Below are 20,533 nucleotides of genomic sequence, written 5' to 3' on the forward strand. Positions count from 1 at the left end.
ACAACAGAAAAACCAACGCAGGCTGTTTTGGCCACGACGCGCCAACACGCGCGGCGCTCGAGCACGCGTGGCCAGCCCTCTATTCCGAGAATCGAAAATGGTTGCTACAACGCGCGAGAATTCAACCTACGTCAGGTCGTCGGCATCCAGAATGGTGTAGCTGTAGCCCTGCTCGGCGAGGAACCGCTGACGGTTTTGGGCAAAATCCTGGTCGACAGTGTCACGCGCCACAAGCGTGTAAAAGTTGGCGGGCAGGCCGCTCTCTTTGGGGCGCAGCAGACGGCCTAGGCGTTGGGCTTCTTCTTGCCTCGAACCAAATGAGCCACTGACTTGGATGGCGACGGTCGCCTCGGGCAGGTCGACCGAGAAGTTGGCGACCTTTGAGACCACCAGCACCTTCGTTATGCCCTCGCGGAACTCTTGATACAGCCGCTCACGTTCCACAACGGGCGTTGCGCCGGTCAACTTTGGGGCATTTAGTTGCTCGGCGAGATCATCAATCTGGTCGAGGTACTGCCCGATCACGAGTATGCGCTCACCGGCATGCTTCTGCACGAGTGCGCGCACAACCTTGGTCTTGGCTGGGGCAGTAGCAGCAAGCCGGAAACGTTCATCGTCAGCCGATGCCGCATACTCAAGCCGCTGGTTCTCCGGCAGATCAACGCGCACCTCGAAGCAGCTTGCGGGGGAGATGAAACCCTGTGCCTCAATCTCTTTCCACGGGGCATCAAAACGTTTGGGGCCGATGAGCGAAAACACGTCACCCTCGCGACCATCCTCGCGGACGAGGGTGGCGGTGAGGCCGAGACGGCGGCGTGCTTGCAGATCTGCGGTGAGCTTAAAGACGGGGGCAGGCAGTAAGTGGACCTCGTCATAAATAACAAGACCCCAGTCGAGAGCATCCAACAGCGACAGGTGCGCGTACTCACCCTTGCGCTTGGCGGTCAGAATTTGGTATGTCGCAATAGTGACCGGCCGAATCTCCTTCGTCTGCCCTGAATACTCGCCCACCTCCTCCTCGGTGAGGGTCGTGCGCTTCAGAATCTCGGAACGCCACTGACGCGCCGACACCGTATTTGTCACCAAAATCAACGTTGTGGTCTTGCTCTGGGCCATCGCACCGAGACCGACGAGAGTTTTGCCCGCACCACAGGGCAACACAACAACACCGGAGCCGTGATGGAAAAAGTTGTCGATGGCGTGCTGCTGGTACTCCCGCAAACCCCAACCCTGAGCATCCAAATCCATCTCGTGCCGAGTCCCTGGCGTGTAGCCAGCGTTGTCTTCCGCGGGCCACCCCAACTTCAAGAGTTCTTGTTTGAGCTGACCGCGCGCCCACGGCTGCACCACAAACGTATGGTCACCGCGGCGCTCGAACAGCAGACCCGCCACCTTCTTGCCACGAGTAATCTCCCGCAGAACAGCGGGATCGGTGGCGGTGAGAATGAGCGCGCCATCATCGTCACGGTTGATGACGAGGCGACCATAGCGGCCAACAGTCTCAGCAACATCCACGCTCACACTCTGGGGAATGGGAAACTTCGAATACTTCTTGAGCGTCTCCAACATTGCGTCGGCATCATGACCGGCAGCCCGAGCATTCCACAGCCCCAACCGGGTGATGCGGTAGGTGTGGATGTGTTCTGGGGCGCGTTCCAGCTCGGCAAACACCGCCAAATCGTGACGTGCGTCTTCTGCGAGGGGATGCGCGACCTCAAGCAGAACCGTGCGGTCAGACTGCACGATCAGAGGTCCATCGGGTGCAGTGTTCATCCGAGCTAGCCTACGCCCGGATGCTTAGCGTTCGGTGGTCGCTTCCACCGCGATGATGCTTGACAGCGGCAAGGTGCGCTCGATATCTGCCCCCCGGTCGAGTGCGCGCATCCGCCCCGCGGCCACGCTCGACGGCTCGAGGGTGTACACCACCTCACGACCATCGGGCATCGTCACGGTGACTGTCAGCAGCAACTTGTTGCGGATGGCGACCTCGATCTGCCGAGATAGCCACGCCTGATCCTCATCACCGGTATTGCCGCCCTGGCCTGCACGAAGCTTCGCTAGCAACTGCTCCGGCTGGGCATCCTGCGGCTCAGTAGCATCGGGATCGCTGATCTGGTCACGACGCAGGGACAAAATGGTGCCGTCGGCATCTTCGGCAGCAACAGGGTACCGGGCGTCGCTCAGGGCCCAAAACAGTTGCTCGACACCGAAGCGGGAGACGAGACGATCGGGCTCTTGACGCAACCCGAATGGGCCAAAGTTGGGGTCAACTGAGATTGACTGAAGCAACAAAGAGTCGGGTGAGGTGACATAGCTTCCGGCGGCCCCGTGGGCGCCGACCCGCACAAGGCCATGACGCGACGCCGCTTCCACCAACAGGTACTCCACCGGCTGGGGAACACCCGTCAGCGAAATCTCTGCCAGAAATTGGCGCATCCCCTCCAGCGTTTCACCGAGCGTCATTGCATGGTGCAGGCTCGACCGCGAAATGCGATAGGTGGATGCCAGAGCGCGAGTTTCAACATCGGCAATGGTGCGCAGGCGAGCATCCAGTTGCGCCGCCAACGGCCCGGGCGAGATCACCGTGAGGTCGGGCTGCACATACACTCGGTGCACCTCCTGCGGAAACAGGTCAGCCATCGCCTCAGCGGCTTCGGCGGGGGTGCGGGTGAGCAGTGCCACCCCGGCGGTACTGGGGAGCCTTTCGGCGGTCACGCCGAGCAACTGTGCATCCCGGCTGTAGCGGCGCAACTTTTCGAGCATCCAGTCGACGCCCGCCGGAAACAACCAGCGCACGTAATCTTCGACGCCATCGCCCCAGAAGCTCTGGGTGCGGTCAGCCAAGATAGTGCGGATGTCGTCGGGCACTCCCTGATGCCAAGCCTCGGCGAGGTGCAGCCAGCGTTGGTCTGCGGAGCGCGACATCCACTCGGTGGCGTTGACGGTGGGCATCCATTGGGCATTCGTTGCGGCAACAAGACCGGCACGCTCAGCAATGTCCACGAGGCTGGCGACCTTGTCGAGCGGCACGGCCATCGCTACGGCGAGACGTTTCGAGTCGGGTAACGAGACCCCGCCCTTGGCGAGGTCACGAACCGGGGTCGTGCGCAACTGGTTGAGAAGTTCAGTGACTTCGTTGGTTGTTGCGAATGCATTCTCGGCGGCGATGCGGTCGAGAGAGGCACGCTCGGTGGGCTCAACCGAGGTGAGGGTCGAGGGGGGAGCGGTCTGCAGAAGTTCGCCGGTCGAAGGAAAGCCATCGGCGGGCCAGCGGCTGAGATGATCGATGACGCCATCCGGGGAACTGTAGAGAGAATCGCGCACAATGAGCAGGGCGTGATCGACCAGTCGATCGAGCCGCTGCTGCACTGCCACCGGATCGGTGCCGAACCGGCCCAGTACTCCCGCGAGGTCATGTGCTGTGATCGACGCCGACTCGCAAACAACAGCCACAGTTGCCAGCGTGGGACGGTCAAGAGTGCGAAGAACCCGCTCAAGGGAGGCGGTCTGCTGCAGAGCATCCGCGAGGTCAAAGAAATCGCTGACAGAATTGCTGCGCACAACGCGCGAGCGCAACAACTCGAGAAGTTGACTATCGTCTAGTGCGCGCAGTTGAGCGGCGAGCAGAAGAGCAGCGTCGCTAATTGTGGCCGTTCCTATATTCGCGTTGGCGGCGGCGCCCATTGAACACCAGAAGGATGATGATGAACGCAACACCCAACGGCAGAGCAAAGTAGGGCATAGTGAGCACTGCGGGCCACGCACCGGTGTCAAAATCTTGTTGACCTGCTGCCGTGGCAACAACGACGGCGACAAAGCTCAGTACGGCGAGTGCGATCGAGATGGCGACGAGGTAAGCGAGCACACGCTCGATGCGAAGGTCGCGTTCAGTTGAATGATTTGTCACAGTCACAAGGATACGCGCTCGCAAACGTTCTAAGCTTGAGTCACGATTACAAAGGAGCATGCCCATGCCTACCGGCAAGGTTAAGTTTTACGATGACGAGAAGGGTTTTGGCTTCATCATGAGTGATGAAGGCCAAGAGGTCTTCTTGCATGCCTCTGCGCTGCCGGCTGGCACGACAGGGGTGAAGGCGGGTACCCGTCTCGAATTCGGTATCGCCGACGGCAAGAAGGGTGCGCAAGCACTCTCGGTGCGCGTCATGGAAGCTCCCACGAGCATGAGCAAACTCAATCGCAAGCCCGCCGATGACATGGCCGTGATTATTGAAGATCTCGTCAAGCTCATGGATGGTATTGGTTCCGGCCTGAAGCGGGGGCGCTACCCCGACAAGGCTCACGCCGCCAAGATTGCCTCGATGCTGCGAAAGGTAGCGGACGAACTAGATGCTTAGTAGCCGGTACGACGCGCTCGCACGGGGTGCACTCCTCGAAATCACGGATACGGCGTCGATTGGTGCGCTTGCTGGTGAACAGGTCGAAAGTGACGGCACCGTCTCGGTGATCTTCGCCTCGGCGATGCGCGGCTACCCGGGCTGGAACTGGACCGTCAGCATCGCCCATGTAGAGGGTGCCGAGCCGACGGTTCTCGAAGCAGAACTGATGCCCGCCGAGGGCGCACTGCTGTCGCCCGACTGGGTTCCGTGGTCTGAACGACTGGCGGACTACAAAGCTGCTCAGGCGGCAACTGAAGCAGCGGATGTCGAGAAGGCCGCTGCAGACGAAGCCGCAGGCCAAGACGATGACGACGACGACCTCGATCATGATGACGATGACGACGACGATGATTATGACTCTGGGATCTTCCGTGGGGGCGACCACGACGGCGTAAACGTTGACGACCTCGATGAGCCAGACGACGATGACGACGGGCTAGATGACGCGGAGTCAGAAGATGACGATGACGACGACGAGCTAAATGACGATGACGATGACGAGCTAGACGATGATGACGATGACGATGACGAGCTAGACGACGATGACGATGACGATGACGATTCAGAGGAAGACGACTAGTCCGACCGCTTTCCGTGCCTGACATGGGTGTACATCAGGCCGACGAGCCCAAGCGCGAGCCCTGCAACAGCTGTCCACAGCCACCACAGGTTGCCGGCAGCGTTCAGCGGCTCGATAAAAAGCAGCAAAACGGCTAGGGCGAGCACCCACAACACGATGCCCACGAGCATCGCCTTGCGGTCGTCGGTCTCGACCACTTCAGGGTCGGGCCGCCGTTCGGAGTCCTTGAGCCAGATGCGCACGGTCTCAGGCTAGCGGCTATTGGCGATGATGTAGTCGAAGCACGAGACCAACTTGCGTACGTCACCCGGTTCGATTGCGACGAAAGTGGCGACGCGCAACTGGTTGCGACCGAGTTTGCGGTAGGGGTTCGTGTCGAGAATTCCATTTGCGCGCAGTGCCTTGTCGATGGCTCCCGCGTCGATTGAGTCATCGAAGTCGATGGTGACGACAACCTGCGAGCGGTGGTCTGGGTTGGCGACAAAAGGGGTCGCGAGGCTGTGGGAGTTCGCCCAGTCGTACAGCACTGACGAGGATTCGCGGGTGCGGGCATCCGCCCAAGCGAGTCCACCGTTGCCATTGATCCAGTCGATCTGGTTTTCGAGCAGCAGCAGGGTGCTGAGTGCTGGAGTGTTGAGCGTCTGGTTGAGACGCGAGTTGTCGATCGCATTCTTGAGGGACAAGAATTCGGGGATGTAGCGGCCCGAGGCGGCGATGCGCTCGACACGCTCGATTGCGGCAGGGGAGAAGAGGGCAATCCACAGCCCACCATCCGAGGCAAAGTTTTTCTGCGGTGCGAAGTAGTAGACATCCGCCTGACTGGCATTGAATTGGATGCCACCCGCCGCACTTGTCGCGTCAACCACTGTGAGCACGTTGTCGCCGTCGGCCCGTCGCACAGAAGCCATCACACCTGTTGAGGTCTCATTCTGTGGGTAGGCAAACACGTCGGCACCGTGGAGCTCGTCGAGTTCGGCCCGCGACCCGCCCGGGGCAGTCACAACGTGAGGGGGTGTGAGGTGGGGCGCTGCGGCGGCTTTCGCGAACTTAGAACCGAACTCGCCAAAGGCGAGGTGGGCACTGCGACGTTCGATGAGGGCGAATGCCGCAGCATCCCAGAATGCGGTGGAACCACCATTGCCCATGATCACTTCGTAGCCGTCAGGAATCTGAAACAGCTCGCCCAGGCCCGAACGTACGCGACCAACAAGGTCACGAACGGGCGCTTGACGGTGTGAGGTGCCCAGGATCGTGTGCGCTGCAGACGCCAAGTATTCGATCTGTTCGGGGCGCACTTTGGATGGGCCGCATCCGAATCGTCCGTCGGCTGGAAGGAGGTCGGTGGGAATTGTCAAGCTCGGCATGCGTCCGATTCTATTGGCCGGTTGGGGCTAGTCTTGTCGCATGACCGATCTCGTTGACACCACCGAGATGTACCTGCGCACGATCCTTGACCTTGAGGAAGAGAATATTGTTCCGCTGCGGGCACGCATCTCCGAACGCCTCGGCCACTCTGGGCCAACCGTTTCGCAAACTATCGGCCGCATGGAACGTGACGGCCTTGTCGTCGTCGAAGGCGACCGCCACCTTGAGTTCACCGAGGAGGGTCGCCGCCGTGCCACGCAGGTGATGCGAAAGCACCGGCTTGCTGAGCGCTTGCTTGCCGATGTGATTGGGCTCGATTGGGCTCTCGTGCACGATGAGGCCTGCCGGTGGGAGCACGTGATGAGTGAGCAGGTTGAGCGCAAGCTCATCGAGATGCTCGATCACCCCACCGAGTCGCCCTACGGCAATCCGATTCCCGGTTTGGAAGAGTTGGGTGGCGTTGCCGCAGCCTCGTTCAGTGCCGGGATGGTGAACATTGTGGAGCTGGTTTCGGAGAGTTTGGTGCCCGTTTCGGGTCGCATCCGTCGTCTGGGTGAGCCTGTGCAGTTCGAGCCAGAGTTGTTGCAACAGTTGTTTAATGCGGGGGTCGTACCCGGTAAGACGGCCACCTTCTCCGCGGCGGACTCCTATGTTGCGGTCACCGTTGAGGGATTCGGTGAGGGTCTCGAGCTTCCCAACGAAGTGGCTGTGCACATCTTTGTAGAGAAGCCCAGCATCTAAGTTTCTGATTTTGGTGTTCACCGAGCCGTTACCGTCTCGTCATTCGATGCGGCGCGCCTGCGTGCGGAAAGCCTGAAAAATTGGGTTAGCCTATACCCCTTGGAGTTCCCGAATGAACCGGAGAATCGAATGTTAGGTAGGTGCAGCATCCAAACCGTGGATGCGCGTGCTCGCTTCTACATACGACACAGCAGTCCTGTGCGTGGCAGTTTTCGCGCGCAGAATCACTAGGCATCGTCTTACGACGGTGCGTTTATGTTTTCTGCCTCCCATTCGCAGAGCCTCAAGGAAGTCGATTGCCTGCAAGCCGTGCAGGCTCTTTCGAGAGGATGATAATGCGCACACTGGTACTGAACGCCGGCTATGAGCCGCTCGCAGTCGTGTCTTTCAAGCGAGCGATTGTGCTCGTGCTGAATCAGAAAGCGACGATTATCGCCGCCGATTCGGAGAATCCTGTCTATGGGACTAACGGATCCTGGGATCGCCCGTCGGTCATCATCCTGCGAAATTACGTGCGCATCCCGTCGACACGTCGACTGCCGGTCTCTCGCCGGGGGGTGCTGCGGCGCGATGCAAATCGGTGCGGTTATTGCGGGGGATCAGCCACCACTATCGACCACGTGTTGCCTCGTTCGCGTGGCGGCGAAGACACCTGGGAAAACCTAGTGGCCTGCTGTTTGCGATGCAACAACCTGAAGGGTAATCGCACTCCTGCGGAGATGAACTGGCGCTTGCTGACGAAGCCACGCCCGCCTCACACTAGCGCGTGGCTCGTGCGGGGAATTGAAAGAGCACTCCCAGATTGGGAAGAATATTTGGCTCCAGCCGCATAGCTGTTATGCTGTTGTGATTATTCCCGATATTCGAGATGTGCCCCCTATGTGTCTCGAATGTTCTGCACTGTGAGGTTTTCGTTTGTCCCGTTTGTCACCAGATAACAACGAAGTCTTTGGTGTACCTGCGACCGACGCTTCCGCCGGTGTTCCTGTCTTCGCCTCGCGTCGCGAAGCACGTGCAGCTCGGCAGTCAGCAGGTGCAACGACCCTAGGCGGTGCAACGGTCCCACCCGCTTTCTCGCAACCTGCGGATAGCCCAGTCGATCGGCGTCGCCCTATCGGTTCGACGAGGCGCGCCCGTCGCAATCCTGTAAAGGCTCTGGCGTCCATGGCAATCATTGGCGGACTTTTTGCGGTTGCTGGATTGCCCGCTCATGGGCAAGGCGAGCTTCTTGTCGCGGGCGGAGCCACCGCTCAGCCCGTGGCTGTCGCAGATTCGTCAACGGTGAGCGCGCAGTCCGTTACGGTCAGCGCCGACCTCGCACTTCCTGAGCTTGAGCGCGATCAATTTGAGGCGACTTCGCCCGAAGATCTGGAAGTTATCCGGCAGCAATCGGCGATCGCTTCGGAGAACGCCGTGTATGCGGCATCGGGTGCTCGCGAACTCGGCGATGACTACCCGTGGGCAACCGGTGGCTACTCACTGTCACCTCTCAACTACTATCTTCGCCAGTGCACCGACTTTGTTGCGTGGCGTTTGAACCGCGATGTCGGGTCGGTCTCAGCTCCGTTCCGGTGGGCATGGGCTGACCTCACCCCGAACGGTGGAAATGCTTCCCAGTGGAAAGCCGCGTGGGATGCGCACGGCTGGACCGTCAGCGCAACACCGGTCGTGGGTTCTGTGGCCTGGTTCGGTTGGGAGAACCATATTGCTTACGTGAAGACGGTTAACGCCGATGGCAGCGTTTTGGTCGAAGAATACAACTACGTGAACCGCGTATACGGTCAGCGCATTCTTGCGGCCGCCGACGTCGACGCCTTCCTTTACCCACCCGGCCAGTAGTCGGCGACTCAGCTACACTCGAACCGTCAGCCTCTGTAGCTCAACGGAAGAGCAACTCCGTCCTAAGGAGCAGGTTGGGGGTTCGAATCCCTCCAGGGGCACATAAAAATGCTGGTCAGGGCCACTTTACCGTAGGCTTGGCGTAGCAAAAGGGACAGGACTTTCGCCCGGCCCCTCACTTACTCAACGTTTACTCTGTCAACTCGCCTTCTCGACCAATGCCAGATGTGGCACCGGAGCCAGACTTTCTAGCGCCGAGTTGACGTCGGGTGATAGGTGCTGTTGGGCTTCAACATAGTGCTTCTCTGTGATGGCGGTTGAGCTGTGATTGGCGTAGGCGGTCGCCGCGTCGACGCCGAGTGACGTGGCGATACGGGTCAAGGCGGTGCGCCGCAAACTGTGAGGCGTCACCCACGACAGGTCGGCTGCATCCCTGAGTCGCAGCCACGCCTGCTGGACGTGGCGCTGGTTGATGAGCCCGCCGCGCGAGGATGCGAATAGCAAACTGTTCGCTCCCGCCAGTGCCGCTCGTTCGCGAAGAATGCTCACAACCCAGTTTGGCGCCAAGAGGGTACGATGCCCCTCGGGTCCGTCTTTTGTATGAGTCTGCCGCACAATGGGCGTCGATGAGTTGTCGACGGTAGCCCTGATGTGCACGCGCGCGCCGTCAGGATTATCCAGGTCCAAGTCGCCGGCGGTGAGAGCCAGCACTTCGCCAATTCTGAGCGCGAGCGCGAGCTGCACGTCGAATACTGCGGGAAGATAGGCGTTGCCCCTCTTTCGGGGTGAACGTACGGCCGCACGGAATCGCACCAGTTCTTCGTCGGTCAACGCCCGCGGGGTCGGTGTTTTGACCTTCGCTTTCGAGACGGCGCTGACCGGGTTGCCCATGACTGCATCACGGCGGGCAGCGAGCGCAAACGATTGCGACAGGATGGTGCGTGCAAGCTCTGATTGGACCGGGCGGGTGCGGCGCTCTCCGACGAGCCAGTGGTCGATTCGGCCGGTGGTTGCCTCCCTGAGCCGTAGTGCACCAAGGCCGGGATTGATGATGCGGGACATGATGTCGGTGTAGTTCACTCGGGTGCCGTTACTGAGGCTCGATTCGGTGAGCTTTGCCTCCCACCAAATGTCGAGCAGTTCGGTGATGGTGCTGTCACCGGTGAGGTCACCGTCGCGGGTGCTGGTGGCACGCTCACTGAGCGCTGTTGTAAGTGCTGCTCTTGCTAGCCCCTTCGTCGCACCACCGCGTTCGACGGGTCTGGTTTTCCCGTCGTTGTCGCGGAACCGCGTGCGGGCGGTCCATGCGCCTGGTCTGCCCGCAACGGAGATGGTGCCGTGAGAGCCGATGTCCAATGGTGGCCGTCCCACATCAGACCGCCTTCGACATAGCCCAGGCATCCAACGCCTGGATGTTGTAACGCACGGCCGACCCAAGCTTCAGGTACGGGGGACCGTCAATACCGGCTGCGCGCCAATTCCTGAGAGTCTTAGGGCGAAGGACCAGCCGCGCGGCCGCACCTTCTTCGTTCAAAAACACGGGGGCAGGCAGTGCCGCTGTTGTGGCTGCTTCGGTGATGGTGGTCATGATGTACTCCTTCTGCACCTTTACATGCGCGGCACCGGCCCGAGCGGGACGTTCCGGGGCGACCTCGAAAGGTGGAGGGCCGCTTGCACCCTCTATGCGACAAGTTATGGACCGGGTGGGATCTGCTGGGATAAGCCCTGTCGCGCACTGTGAACGCGTGGAACATGACAACGAATGGAGCGATCGTGAGCACGTCATGGACCCGCGAGGCACTGTGCTTATCGCCGCGTATGGGGCAGCCTTGCATGGCGGCGACGGCATCTCTAGAGGGTGGAAGGCGTTGGTGCGCCAGCTCTGCGATGCGGACTTGCCGGTTGGTCGCCTACCCGCGGATGAGGCTGTGGCTCCCCTTCCGTCTTCGGCCGCAAACACCCCAGAATCAGCCGCGCAGAGTCGAGCCATGGTTGAACAATCGAAGTCCCGAGACGGTGGCCGTCCGGAGTCATACGACAAACCCCATCCGAGCGATCCACTCTGGATCATCGTCCGGGGCACCGCCCTCGGAGATGACCGTATCCATGCCTTCCACGGTTATGCGGAGCTGCTCCAAACCCTCTCCGGCGACGCGCCACTTCCGCCGCGCGGTGATCGCACACCGGCAGGTATGGCCGCCCGGTGTGCAGCGTTGTCACGTGCCAGCGAGAGTCTGGTCGGAGATGCCGATCGTGCGACCGTCGCGCGCGGTGGCCAGTTGGGCTGGGGCAATGGCTGAGTTCACTGATAGCAGTCGGCGTTCTGGACTTGCGCGAGCTGGGACGCAGTGACGCGCCCTCCCCTGAGAACCCGAACACACCCTGATCTAGGTATGTATCGTCACCAATGCCCCAAACAACGGTGCTGGAGCGCGGCGTTTTCGTAAAAGTTTGATACAGGCTGCTCGCTCGCCGCCAACGATGCGCCCTCCGAATGTTGTCCGCTGCAACACGGGGCGATCTCTTGATGCGGGCTGGTTTGTCTTCTTGCCGTTGCCTTCGAAGTCGCACATTGCCTCGGCTTCATACCGTTGGCAGGAGTGCTGCGAGCGCGGCCTTAGCTCGCGTGCACATTCAGCGTTTAGCTGGTGACTGCGTATGCGAAACAGATAATTCCCACCGGTCATTTTCCTGTCGCATAGGGGCTGTGCGTGACAACGGTAGCGAGGTTTTCGCTACCGGTAAGCATCACAGACAGGACCAACAATGACGAAGACCACGAAGACCACGGCCCAGGATTATTCGGATGCGCAACTCACGCAGCTTGCCGATGCTTTCGAGTCGGCTTGGCCGGGAGCTGCGGACCAGCCGGCCCAGATGATTGATGGCTTCTGTGCTGGCGTACAGCCCCGACTTGCCCAATGTGGTGTCTTGGTCGCTATTGCGTTCGAGGACGAAGGTTTCCACAATGTGTTTGAGATGGTGGCTGGCAACCGCTCGCAAACGGAATGTGCTTGGAATCTTGGCATCATGCCTTGCGCGTTCGCAAATTACATCATCAACAGGTAGCGGCCGAGGCCGGGGACGCCCCAGAATCGGGGCGGCTGTTATGGTTGCTCGGTGTTGGGCGTCCGCCCTGCCAGACGCAGGGGAGCGGGTTTTTAGCCTGGAGAGTCTGCTGTGAGTTGGTTAGTGCAGTGGACCCTGCTGGACGCGTGGAGTGAGGTCGCGGCTTGAAGCTCGACAGGCAGTCAGTGGCTATCGATAGCGTCCATCCTTAATCACGGTTTCGTCAACGAGGATCAGGAATACTGATGTCAGCGGCAACACCTGAGCTGGCTGCCAAGATTGTTGAGTTGCAACAGCGACGGAAGGGAATTCGGGTCATGACGGCGAAGCAAACGTATGCGAACACAGTTTTCTATGCCACCCCCTCGCGCCTGGAAGCACTTCGAGGCCCAGCCAGTGGTGTTATCGAGCTCCCGCGCTCACTCTATTGAGGTCCTGTTAACGCCGGTCGAAAATAGGGCCAGTTCTGCCGCCCGGCACTATTGGCCCTATTTTGGACCGGCGTTAACAGGTCCCGAGCGGCTCGTTGACTTAGCGGACCATTCCGATCTGCAACGCATGTATCAAGCGGTTGTGCGCATCGGTATACAGGAGAACCAAGAAGCTTGGCTTGACGCAGACCTACTGGTCGCCCTTTGGGCCAGTCTTGTACTTCCGCGACTTTGCACAGAGATATGGGAGTCGAAGTTTGTGCAGCTCCGGGGCCGTTCGTGCCATAACTCGGAAGCTCCTGGCGAACCACAAAGGTCGTTACTGCGACCCGTCGGGCATGAGCAGAGCTAAGGCCGCGCCGCCTTCGCGGGAAAGTACGTTGCCGTGGCGAGGTCAGGACACTCGGACGCCAACACACTGCTCGCGACCGGATACGAGCAGGACACTCGGTCGTCGCTGAACTCGCGGGCGACAACACCGCTGCGCGCGCCGCGTTGAGCTGAAGCTCCCGACGACGCGCGCCTGCTCGACGGATGCAGGAGCGAGCAATCACTGGCACCGAGGCTCAGGTGCCTAGAATTCGATAGCCAAATCCCCGAATGGTGGCGAGCGGCAGCGAGTCGCCGCTCGAGTCCTCAAGCTTGCGGCGGATGCGCCCGACCATCACGCGGATGCTTTTCGGGTCGGATACTGCGGGAAGCCCTAAGTACTCGGCCAGCTCGTCGGCGCTCACGACTCGGGGAGATTCCCGCATCAAGTAGCTGAGTAGTAGAAATTCGCGAGGCGAGAGTTCGATCACGCGCCCTCCCCGGGCGGCTTGGTGCGACTGCGGGTTGAGGCTCAGGTCGCCCACGTGAAGAATTGCGGCGGACTCGAGCGCGGGTAGTCCAAGGTGTTTGACAGAGGCGGCCAGCGCTCCCGCATTCAACGGAAGGTCGAGGAGCCTGCTTGCGCCCAGGGCGAGCGCCCGCGTGCCAGTCTCGACCGCGCTGGGTCCGGCGGCCATGCCGATGATGATCGGAACATCCGCCCATGAGCGGGTGGCACGCACGAACGCAATTGGGTCCATGCCAACTATGTCGGTTGGCACGAGCACGACGTTGGGGCTTTCGCTCGTGAGGGCGATCAGGGCTTCCGCGGGCGTGGCATGGCAGACGAGTTCGATTCCTCGCCCCAGAAATTCGTCAGCAGAATCAAACGTGAGGCCGCCTGGCGACTCGCAGGTGGACACGCGCGGCGGCCAACGGGATGCTATCGCGGTCGGCCATGCCACGCCGTCGCGCGCCAAATGCTTCATCGGGACTCCCTGCGATCTGTGCCAGATACCAGATTAGAATCTGAAGGTGAACGGAGGTTGAATGAAATCCGTCCATCCTTTACCGATTAGTAGACCGTCGTTAACGAGCCGTTCACCTTGGGCAGCCAGACTAGAGGGATGCGGTTTGGAAACCCTCTCCGCGCCATCCGCTTCTCCGGAGGAATCATGCAGCCAGACAGAGCTGCGGTCGTCGAGACGCCCGTGAGCACCCTAGCCAACGTGCGCGTCGAGATAGGTGCCGGCCGCTCTCCGCGCGCGATGTTCGGTACCGTCTTCGAGCTTCAGGAAGCGACCGTCAAGTATGGCTCGTTCACCGCGGTGAAGGGCGTGAACATGGTGATCCCGCGTCGCGAGATCACCGCTCTGATCGGACCGAGTGGATGCGGCAAGTCCACGCTGCTGCGAGCCTTCAACCGCATGAACGACCTGATCCCCAATGCTAAAGTCGAGGGCAAGTTTCTCTACAACGGTGAAGACATTTACGCCCCTGATGTCGACCCGGTCGAGGTTCGCCGACGCATCGGCATGGTTTTCCAGAAGCCGAACCCGTTTCCGAAATCGATTTACGACAACGTCGCGTTCGGCCCGCGCTTGAACGGTTACAAGGGCAGCATGGATGACTTGGTGGAAGAATCCCTGAGGAAATCCTTTCTCTGGGACGAGGTCAAAGATAAGCTCAAAGAGAGCGGCTTCTCGCTCTCGGGTGGCCAGCAGCAGCGCCTCTGCATCGCGCGGGCCATCGCGGTCGACCCGGAAGTGATCCTGATGGATGAACCGTGCTCCGCCCTCGACCCCATCGCGACTCTTCGAATCGAAGACCTCATGCGCGAAATGAAGAACGACTACACGATCGTCATCGTCACTCACAACATGCAGCAGGCCGCTCGCGTGTCAGACTCGACCGCCTTCCTGACCGTCGATATCGACGATGACAAAGGCGAACGCACCGGCGCGCTCGTCGAGTTCGACCGCACCGACATGATCTTCTCGAATGCCTCAGACCCGCGGACCGAAGATTACATCTCCGGCCGGTTCGGGTAACCAATCGTTGACTGACGGTCCACCCGCCGTTCACCTGAGCGCAAGCAGGTGTTTACTCGCGCTCCGCAGTCTGGTTCCGAAGCGAACAGCTCGCTTCACTTCCACTAAGCCTGAGGTAAGGAAAATCCGAATGACTATTCGCAGCAAGAGCATGATGGGTGTCGCGCTCGCCGCGGCACTCGTGATGACCGTCTCCGCGTGCGCCACCGACGCCGAGCCCGGTGCAGAGGAGCCTACCGAATCCCTCGCGGGAAATCTTGAGGGTGCCGGGGCCAGCTTCCCGGACCCCGTTTTTCAGGAGTATGCATTCGCTTACAGCGGCGACGTTCAGCCCGGCGTCCAGATCAACTACCAGTCCATCGGCTCCGGCGGCGGCATCGAGCAGTTCCTGCTTGAGACAGTCGACTTCGGTTCTTCAGAGAAGTTTCTAGACGACGAGACGCTTGCCGAGGCAAGCGAGATCCGCGGCTGTGACGCTATCCAGTTCCCCGTGCTCTTTGGCGCGGTGACGATCGCATTTGGCGATGACCAGTTCGATGGCCTAGTTCTTGAGGCCGAGACCATCGCGGCCATCTTCCAGCGCGAGATCACGAACTACAACGACCCGGCCATCGCCGCCCTGAACCCCGACTTCGACCTGCCAGACCTCGAAATCATCCCGGTCCACCGCTCAGACGGATCCGGCACGACGTCGGTATTCACCGTCTATCTCGATGATGCAGCTGACAACTGGGAACTGGGCAACGGCACAGAGGCTCAGTGGCCTTCCGGCACCATCGGCGGCAAGGGCAATGAGGGCGTCACGGCGGGTATACAGCAGAACGACGGTGGTCTTGGTTACATCAACCAGGCTTACGCGCTCATCAACGACCTGCCGACCGCGGCCGTTGTTAACGCTGATGGCAACGCCGTGGAGGCAACGCTTGAGGCAACCACCGAGGCGCTCGATGTTCTTGAAATTCCGGAGAGCTTCCAGTACAACATCCTCGGAATTGGCGGCGGCGGTTACCCGATCGCGGGCTCGAACTGGATCTTCGCCTGGGAGTGCGGCTACGACGAGAACCAGGAGGCTCTACTGAAGAGCTACTGGACTTGGGCAACCCAAAGCGACGAGGCAAACGCTCTCGCCACTGACCTGGGCTACGCCCCTCTGGGCGAAGGTCTCAAGCCTAAGGTGCAGGCGGCGATCGACCGAATCAACAGCAAAAACTAGCTCCGCCTGACAGTGGCGGAACCCCGCGAGGTTCCGCCACTGTTCTCTCGCCCTCCGGCCGAAATTACGAAGGACGGCATGACTCTCACCGACAAGCCAACTCCCGCCAGCGCGCTGCGCAGCCGCGGACTCGGGCGGTACTCGGATCGCGCATTCTCCGCGCTGCTCGTTCTCGCCGGGAGCAGCGTGCTGATAGTTCTTGCTGCAATGGTAATTCGCACACTGATCGACGCGTGGCCGGTGTTCGAGTACACCGGCTTTTTCGAGTTCCTCTTCGGGCAGGATTGGGAGGCGGGATACAGTCGCACCGAATTCACCGGCACTTACGGCGCCTGGCCTTTCATCTTCGGAACGCTCTACACGGCTGTGATCGCGGTGGTGATGGCACTTCCACTCGCCATCGGCGTCTCGCTATACATCAACTTCTACGCGCCGAAGCGTGCACGCACTGTGCTCTCGTACTCCGTCGAAATCCTGGCAGCCGTGCCGTCGATCATCTTCGGCCTCTGGGGGCTGCTCTGGTTTGTGCCCAATGTGCTGCACCCCGTCACCAAATGGGTGAACGCGACGCTTGGCGAGGTGATCCCCTACTTCGGCGGTTCGGTGCCCAACGCCAACTACTTCCACGCTGGGTTCGTGCTCGGCATCATGATTCTGCCGATCATTACCGCGATCGTGCGCGAGGTCATGGCAACAACACCTCCCGACGAGGTCGCGGCGGCCTACGGGCTGGGAGCCACAAGGAACGAGGTATTGAGCAGGGTTGTCATCCCTCGAAGCTTCGGCGGGATCGTCGGCGGCACGATGCTGGGATTGGGACGTGCTCTCGGTGAGACGATCGCGGTGCTCATGCTTGTGGGCGGCTCCCAACAGTGGGACACCCGCCTGTTCTTTCCCGGTGACTCGCTGGCATCGCACATCGCCTCGACTTTCCAGGACGCCTCGCCGGAGACCTTGACCGCGCTCATGGGCATCGGCGTCGTGCTCTTTATTGTGACCATGATCGTGAATGTCATCGCCCGCCTCATCGTCTGGCGGTTCGCACGCTCAGCTTCGGCGGGAGACGCACTATGACCGACCTAATCGACAAGAAGTCCACGGAGCAGGCGGGAAAGACCACGCCGACCGGTCACGTGAGCATTATGGTGCGTGGGGCGAACGCGGCTGGCCGGGCCCGCCGCGATGTCTTCACCAAATACCTGCTCGGAGCGGTGATGATTATCGCGGCTATCCCGCTTGTATTGATTGTCGCCGAGGTCGTGCGTGAGGGAGCGGGAGCGATCTCGCTCGAATTCTTTACCGAGCGTGAGCCCCCGCCGGCACGCGAGGGGGGCGGCTATGCTGCCGGTTTCGTTGGCACCGGCATCATGATGCTCATGGCGATCGGCATGGCGGTGCCGATCGGCCTGGCCGCCGCGGTCTACCTTGTCGATTATGGAAAGGGTTTTTTTGCCACCATCATCCGCTTCTTCACCGACGTCATGACCGGCATCCCGTCGGTGTTTGTCGGACTCGCCGTTTACGCCATCCTCATCCTCGGCAGCGGACAGGTCATCGGCTTTGGGGGGTTCACGGGCGCTGTTGCCATCGCAATCGTGATGCTTCCGATCATTGTGCGCTCATCAGAGGAAGTGCTGAAGACGGTGTCGCAGGAATTGCGTCGAGGGGCCTTCGCCCTCGGTGCGCGCAAGTGGCAGACCACGACGAAGGTCGTACTGCCTGCTGCGGCGCCCGGCCTGACGACAAGCGTGATGCTCGGCATAGCGCGCGGAACGGGCGAGACTGCCCCGCTGATTTTGACCGCATTCGGCAACGTGAACATAGTCTGGGCGTTCTTCAACGTCGCAATCGGCGCGGTGCCGTTGCAGATCTACAGCGGTGCGGGGCAGCCCTTCGATCCCGGCATTGAGCGTGCGTGGGGTGGAGCCTTGTCGTTGCTCGTGATCGTGATGGTGCTCACCGTCATCGCGCGGTACATCGGCGCGCGCGCAACCAAAGCGCACCGGATCTGAGATTTGCGGGGGCGCCAGCTACGCGAAGAACTTCATCGAGTGTTCGACGGCCCGATTAGCGACGACACCGACCACGGCGATCAGGGCAATGCCGACCGGGGATACCCAGCGGCGGGCGCGCCCCAGAACGAGTATCGCGCGAACCCTCAGGTTGTGTAGATCTTTGCAGGTGCCCGGCTCGCGTGAGGCTTCCGCACGCAGGTCGCACAGAGCAGCCCTGCCAAGTGGCAGCGGCTTTGATGCCGCGGTGATGTAGCTGCACCGACGGCTCCCGACGACGGATCAGTACCGGGTACGCGACAAGACTGGCCAAGGAGACTGTTGTGTACTGGCTAATTCTGATTTTTTCTGGAGTGTTCGAAGTCGTCTGGGCAACTGCGCTCGGCAAGTCCGAGGGCTTCTCGAAGCTCTGGCCGACCGTAGTGTTTGGCGTCGCTCTCATGGCGAGCATGAGTGGGCTTGCCTTTATGATGCGCGAACTGCCCGTCGGCACCTCCTACGCGGTATGGGTCGGCATCGGTGCTGCGCTCACCTTGACCTACACAATGGTGTTCGGCACCGAATCCGTGTCTTGGGTAAAAGTCCTGCTCATCATGGGGCTCATCGGACGTGTCGTCGGGCTCAAGCTCGTCGACTCGTCACGCTAGTTGTGTGGCCATAACCGCCGGATAGATAACCTTTTCTGGAAAATTTCCAAAAATAACGGAACGGTAACTAGACAGCGTTATCTTTCCGTTATACATTCATGGGGCAGAAGCTGTTTGCTGTGACAGCTACTGCAGAATGTGATTGCAGGACACTCTTGGTGCAAGGGAGAGTGTCGGTTTCATTCCTCTGAAACTGGCCCTCAAACTAGTTAACGAGGAACCCCGTGATACCCAGTCGACCGGCTGATCCCCTCTCTGTCAGGCTGGTGTGAGACACCCCGCGGTTGTGGGGTGAGCCTTTGAGAGGGCGGGGAACGGATCACCATCATGGAAGAATCACGACCCCCGACGACCGAGGACTCGGTCACGGATCCGGCCGCTCGGCCGGTGCGTCGGACGTATCCGGCGGAGTATCGGGCCAGGGTGCTCGCGGAGTACGAGGCGGCCCCGCACGGGCAGAAGTCCGCGGTGTTGCGCCGCGAGGGGATCTACCAGACCCTCGTCGCGGAGTGGGCCAAGGCTCGGGACGCCGAGGCGGCCGGGACGACATATAAGCGTGAGCGCAAGTCCCGCTCGAAGGACCCCGGAACAGCGGTCCAGGCGGTGAAGTTGGAGGCTGAGAATCAGCGGTTGACACAGCAGCTGGCGCAGACCCAGGCCGCGTTGGACGTGATGGGAAAAGTACACGGGCTCTTGGAGCTGCTCTCCGAGCGCAGTCCCCAGAGTCCGCCCGAGACAGGACCGAGCCGATGAGCGTCGAGACGATCATGGACACCGCGTTCACCGAGCTGGTCGCTCTGTCTTTGACGGTCGTTGCCGCGTGCGTGCTCACCGGCAGGTCCCGGGCCACGCATTACCGGCGGGTGAACCCTCCGACGAAGAAGGCTGATCCGGTACCTCAGGCGCAGCGGACGAAACCGCCCTCGACGCTCACCGTGGACGAGCGAGAGCGAGTGCTGGCGGTGATCAACCGGCCCGCCTATGCGGATCTGTCGATCTGTCAGATCTGGGCGCGGGAGCTGGACGAGGACCGGTACTACTGTTCAATGTCGTCGATGTATCGCATCGCCCGGACCGCAGGCCAGGTCCGGGAACGTCGCCGACTCGCGTCGCATCCGGCGAAGAAGATCCCGGAACTGCTCGCGACTGGACCCTCGGAAGTGTGGTCGTGGGATATCACGAAGCTACGCGGCCCGGTCAAAGGCGTCTGGTACCACCTGTATGCACTGATCGATATCTTCTCGAGGTACTCACCGGGATGGATGGTGCGCTCCTTTGAGGACTCCGTCGTCGCGGCCGAGTTCATCGACGAGGCCGTAGCCCGCAACGGGTCACGCCCGCACACGATCCACGCCGACTGGGGCACCTCGATGACCTCCAAGACCGTCGCGATGCTCCTGACTGATCTCGGCATCACCCGATCACACTCCAGGCCGCGGGTCTCCAACGACAACCCGTTCTCCGAAGCCCAGTTCAAGACACTGAAGTACGTGCCCGACTTCCCACACCACTTCGATTCCCTTGCCCAAGCGCAAACATTCTGCGACGCATTCTTCACCGATTACAACCACGTGCACCATCACTCCGGGATCGGCTGGCACACACCCGCGTCCGTTCACCAAGGCACCTATGCCGATATCGACGAGGACCGCCAAGCGACGCTGAACCGTGCGTGGATCGAGCATCCGGAGCGCTTCAATCGCCGCCCCCAGCCACCACAGATCAGCACAGAGATCTGGATCAACGAGCCCGCGAAGGAGACACCAGCGACGACCGCCATCACAGAAACAGTCTAGAAACCAGATGTCTCACTTGACTTGACAAATTCCGGATCGACGTCCAGGAAATCCTGGGATGCCATCACCGTTGAGTCGAATAG

General features: G+C 60.7%; 23 protein-coding genes, 1 tRNA gene and 1 riboswitch. Of the genes, 16 read left to right on the forward strand and 8 right to left on the reverse strand.

Annotated features, from left to right (window positions below; genetic code table 11):
- Positions 1-126: 126 nt before the first annotated feature.
- From FB472_RS10875 to FB472_RS10885, 3 genes are read right to left on the reverse strand one after another with little or no spacing between them, the layout of a single operon-like run.
- Positions 127-1,773 (reverse strand): DNA repair helicase XPB, encoded by a 1,647-nt coding sequence (locus tag FB472_RS10875; RefSeq protein WP_141990905.1) that lies wholly within the window; start codon positions 1,771-1,773, stop codon positions 127-129.
- 24 nt (positions 1,774-1,797) lie between these two features.
- Positions 1,798-3,684 carry a helicase-associated domain-containing protein gene (locus FB472_RS10880; protein ID WP_141990906.1) on the reverse strand — a complete coding sequence of 629 codons (1,887 nt, stop codon included), beginning with the start codon at positions 3,682-3,684 and terminating at the stop codon, positions 1,798-1,800.
- Complete coding sequence (locus FB472_RS10885) at positions 3,641-3,907, reverse strand: hypothetical protein (RefSeq protein WP_021809441.1); 267 nt, start codon at positions 3,905-3,907, stop codon at positions 3,641-3,643. Before FB472_RS10885 ends, FB472_RS10880 begins: the two co-directional genes overlap by 44 nt.
- Before the next feature lie 64 nt (positions 3,908-3,971).
- Here FB472_RS10885 and FB472_RS10890 point away from each other — a divergent pair, with 64 nt between their 5' ends.
- Together FB472_RS10890 and FB472_RS10895 are read left to right on the forward strand one after the other, a co-directional pair.
- The gene (locus FB472_RS10890; protein WP_141990908.1) at positions 3,972-4,355 is read left to right on the forward strand and encodes a cold-shock protein; all 384 of its coding nucleotides are present in this window, start codon (positions 3,972-3,974) and stop codon (positions 4,353-4,355) included.
- The gene (locus FB472_RS10895) at positions 4,348-4,977 is read left to right on the forward strand and encodes a DUF3027 domain-containing protein (RefSeq protein ID WP_141990909.1); all 630 of its coding nucleotides are present in this window, start codon (positions 4,348-4,350) and stop codon (positions 4,975-4,977) included. Before FB472_RS10890 ends, FB472_RS10895 begins: the two co-directional genes overlap by 8 nt.
- Here the strand turns inward: FB472_RS10895 and FB472_RS10900 are convergent.
- Together FB472_RS10900 and serC are read right to left on the reverse strand one after the other, a co-directional pair.
- Positions 4,974-5,219, reverse strand: coding sequence for a DUF2530 domain-containing protein (locus tag FB472_RS10900; protein ID WP_141990910.1), 246 nt, complete (start codon positions 5,217-5,219; stop codon positions 4,974-4,976). The two genes, FB472_RS10895 and FB472_RS10900, sit on opposite strands and share 4 nt — an antisense overlap.
- Positions 5,220-5,228: 9 nt before the next feature.
- Positions 5,229-6,341 (reverse strand): phosphoserine transaminase, encoded by a 1,113-nt coding sequence (gene serC / locus FB472_RS10905; protein WP_141990911.1) that lies wholly within the window; start codon positions 6,339-6,341, stop codon positions 5,229-5,231.
- A 40-nt stretch (positions 6,342-6,381) separates the two neighbouring features.
- Here serC and FB472_RS10910 point away from each other — a divergent pair, with 40 nt between their 5' ends.
- The 4 genes from FB472_RS10910 to FB472_RS10925 all read left to right on the forward strand — a co-directional run bounded on the left by FB472_RS10910 (position 6,382) and on the right by FB472_RS10925 (position 9,023).
- Entirely contained in the window at positions 6,382-7,083 is a 702-nt protein-coding gene (locus FB472_RS10910) for an iron-dependent transcriptional repressor DtxR (protein WP_141990912.1), read from the forward strand.
- A 335-nt stretch (positions 7,084-7,418) separates the two neighbouring features.
- Positions 7,419-7,916: an HNH endonuclease gene (locus FB472_RS10915; protein ID WP_141990913.1), complete on the forward strand. Its 498-nt coding sequence runs from the start codon at positions 7,419-7,421 to the stop codon at positions 7,914-7,916.
- A gap of 331 nt (positions 7,917-8,247) precedes the next feature.
- On the forward strand, positions 8,248-8,922 hold the full coding sequence (locus FB472_RS10920) for a CHAP domain-containing protein (protein WP_246078189.1): 675 nt from the start codon (positions 8,248-8,250) through the stop codon (positions 8,920-8,922).
- A gap of 29 nt (positions 8,923-8,951) precedes the next feature.
- Positions 8,952-9,023: transfer RNA gene (locus FB472_RS10925), tRNA-Arg, on the forward strand.
- Between the two features lie 97 nt (positions 9,024-9,120).
- Here FB472_RS10925 and FB472_RS10930 read toward each other — a convergent pair.
- Positions 9,121-10,293: a tyrosine-type recombinase/integrase gene (locus FB472_RS10930; protein ID WP_170192083.1), complete on the reverse strand. Its 1,173-nt coding sequence runs from the start codon at positions 10,291-10,293 to the stop codon at positions 9,121-9,123.
- Position 10,294: 1 nt separating this feature from the next.
- Positions 10,295-10,510: a DNA-binding protein gene (locus tag FB472_RS10935; protein ID WP_215730434.1), complete on the reverse strand. Its 216-nt coding sequence runs from the start codon at positions 10,508-10,510 to the stop codon at positions 10,295-10,297.
- Positions 10,511-10,667: 157 nt separating this feature from the next.
- Here FB472_RS10935 and FB472_RS10940 point away from each other — a divergent pair, with 157 nt between their 5' ends.
- The 3 genes from FB472_RS10940 to FB472_RS10950 all read left to right on the forward strand — a co-directional run bounded on the left by FB472_RS10940 (position 10,668) and on the right by FB472_RS10950 (position 12,422).
- Positions 10,668-11,222, forward strand: coding sequence for a hypothetical protein (locus tag FB472_RS10940; protein ID WP_141990916.1), 555 nt, complete (start codon positions 10,668-10,670; stop codon positions 11,220-11,222).
- Between the two features lie 466 nt (positions 11,223-11,688).
- The gene (locus FB472_RS10945) at positions 11,689-11,991 is read left to right on the forward strand and encodes a hypothetical protein (protein ID WP_141990917.1); all 303 of its coding nucleotides are present in this window, start codon (positions 11,689-11,691) and stop codon (positions 11,989-11,991) included.
- A gap of 245 nt (positions 11,992-12,236) precedes the next feature.
- Entirely contained in the window at positions 12,237-12,422 is a 186-nt protein-coding gene (locus FB472_RS10950; RefSeq protein ID WP_141990918.1) for a hypothetical protein, read from the forward strand.
- Positions 12,423-12,988: 566 nt separating this feature from the next.
- Here the strand turns inward: FB472_RS10950 and FB472_RS10955 are convergent.
- Positions 12,989-13,720: a winged helix-turn-helix transcriptional regulator gene (locus FB472_RS10955; protein ID WP_141990919.1), complete on the reverse strand. Its 732-nt coding sequence runs from the start codon at positions 13,718-13,720 to the stop codon at positions 12,989-12,991.
- A 279-nt stretch (positions 13,721-13,999) separates the two neighbouring features.
- Between FB472_RS10955 and pstB the strand changes: the two genes are divergently transcribed.
- From pstB to FB472_RS10990, 7 genes are all read left to right on the forward strand, one after another.
- Positions 14,000-14,782 (forward strand): phosphate ABC transporter ATP-binding protein PstB, encoded by a 783-nt coding sequence (pstB, locus tag FB472_RS10960; protein WP_215730496.1) that lies wholly within the window; start codon positions 14,000-14,002, stop codon positions 14,780-14,782.
- Positions 14,783-14,912: 130 nt separating this feature from the next.
- Positions 14,913-15,995 carry a phosphate ABC transporter substrate-binding protein PstS gene (gene pstS, locus FB472_RS10965; protein WP_215730435.1) on the forward strand — a complete coding sequence of 361 codons (1,083 nt, stop codon included), beginning with the start codon at positions 14,913-14,915 and terminating at the stop codon, positions 15,993-15,995.
- A 78-nt stretch (positions 15,996-16,073) separates the two neighbouring features.
- Positions 16,074-17,069 carry a phosphate ABC transporter permease subunit PstC gene (gene pstC / locus FB472_RS10970; protein WP_141990920.1) on the forward strand — a complete coding sequence of 332 codons (996 nt, stop codon included), beginning with the start codon at positions 16,074-16,076 and terminating at the stop codon, positions 17,067-17,069.
- On the forward strand, positions 17,066-18,007 hold the full coding sequence (pstA, locus tag FB472_RS10975) for a phosphate ABC transporter permease PstA (protein ID WP_215730436.1): 942 nt from the start codon (positions 17,066-17,068) through the stop codon (positions 18,005-18,007). Before pstC ends, pstA begins: the two co-directional genes overlap by 4 nt.
- A 249-nt stretch (positions 18,008-18,256) precedes the next feature.
- A riboswitch (guanidine-III (ykkC-III) riboswitch) is annotated at positions 18,257-18,321 on the forward strand.
- A gap of 9 nt (positions 18,322-18,330) precedes the next feature.
- Entirely contained in the window at positions 18,331-18,654 is a 324-nt protein-coding gene (locus tag FB472_RS10980; RefSeq protein ID WP_141990921.1) for a DMT family transporter, read from the forward strand.
- A gap of 327 nt (positions 18,655-18,981) precedes the next feature.
- Positions 18,982-19,407, forward strand: coding sequence for a hypothetical protein (locus tag FB472_RS14235; protein WP_215730437.1), 426 nt, complete (start codon positions 18,982-18,984; stop codon positions 19,405-19,407).
- A complete protein-coding gene (locus FB472_RS10990; protein ID WP_141990922.1) occupies positions 19,404-20,450 on the forward strand; it encodes a DDE-type integrase/transposase/recombinase in 1,047 nt (348 codons plus the stop codon). The genes FB472_RS14235 and FB472_RS10990 overlap by 4 nt, the downstream gene beginning before the upstream one ends.
- Positions 20,451-20,533: the final 83 nt, after the last annotated feature.

The sequence above is a fragment of the Rhodoglobus vestalii genome (assembly GCF_006788895.1).
Lineage (GTDB): Bacteria > Actinomycetota > Actinomycetes > Actinomycetales > Microbacteriaceae > Rhodoglobus > Rhodoglobus vestalii.

Excerpts from the sequence above, each read along its gene's own strand:
- FB472_RS10920 (WP_246078189.1), top strand. The coding sequence starts at position 8,248 with ATGGCAATCATTGGCGGACTTTTTGCGGTTGCTGGATTGCCCGCTCAT.
- FB472_RS10945 (WP_141990917.1), top strand. The coding sequence starts at position 11,689 with ATGACGAAGACCACGAAGACCACGGCCCAGGATTATTCGGATGCGCAA.
- pstB (WP_215730496.1), top strand. The coding sequence starts at position 14,000 with ATGTTCGGTACCGTCTTCGAGCTTCAGGAAGCGACCGTCAAGTATGGC.
- FB472_RS10910 (WP_141990912.1), top strand. The coding sequence starts at position 6,382 with ATGACCGATCTCGTTGACACCACCGAGATGTACCTGCGCACGATCCTT.
- FB472_RS10880 (WP_141990906.1), bottom strand. The coding sequence starts at position 3,684 with ATGGGCGCCGCCGCCAACGCGAATATAGGAACGGCCACAATTAGCGAC.
- pstS (WP_215730435.1), top strand. The coding sequence starts at position 14,913 with ATGACTATTCGCAGCAAGAGCATGATGGGTGTCGCGCTCGCCGCGGCA.
- FB472_RS10895 (WP_141990909.1), top strand. The coding sequence starts at position 4,348 with ATGCTTAGTAGCCGGTACGACGCGCTCGCACGGGGTGCACTCCTCGAA.
- FB472_RS10935 (WP_215730434.1), bottom strand. The coding sequence starts at position 10,510 with ATGACCACCATCACCGAAGCAGCCACAACAGCGGCACTGCCTGCCCCC.
- pstC (WP_141990920.1), top strand. The coding sequence starts at position 16,074 with ATGACTCTCACCGACAAGCCAACTCCCGCCAGCGCGCTGCGCAGCCGC.
- FB472_RS10955 (WP_141990919.1), bottom strand. The coding sequence starts at position 13,720 with ATGAAGCATTTGGCGCGCGACGGCGTGGCATGGCCGACCGCGATAGCA.
- pstA (WP_215730436.1), top strand. The coding sequence starts at position 17,066 with ATGACCGACCTAATCGACAAGAAGTCCACGGAGCAGGCGGGAAAGACC.
- FB472_RS10875 (WP_141990905.1), bottom strand. The coding sequence starts at position 1,773 with ATGAACACTGCACCCGATGGACCTCTGATCGTGCAGTCTGACCGCACG.
- FB472_RS14235 (WP_215730437.1), top strand. The coding sequence starts at position 18,982 with ATGGAAGAATCACGACCCCCGACGACCGAGGACTCGGTCACGGATCCG.
- FB472_RS10915 (WP_141990913.1), top strand. The coding sequence starts at position 7,419 with ATGCGCACACTGGTACTGAACGCCGGCTATGAGCCGCTCGCAGTCGTG.
- FB472_RS10890 (WP_141990908.1), top strand. The coding sequence starts at position 3,972 with ATGCCTACCGGCAAGGTTAAGTTTTACGATGACGAGAAGGGTTTTGGC.
- FB472_RS10990 (WP_141990922.1), top strand. The coding sequence starts at position 19,404 with ATGAGCGTCGAGACGATCATGGACACCGCGTTCACCGAGCTGGTCGCT.
- FB472_RS10950 (WP_141990918.1), top strand. The coding sequence starts at position 12,237 with ATGTCAGCGGCAACACCTGAGCTGGCTGCCAAGATTGTTGAGTTGCAA.
- serC (WP_141990911.1), bottom strand. The coding sequence starts at position 6,341 with ATGCCGAGCTTGACAATTCCCACCGACCTCCTTCCAGCCGACGGACGA.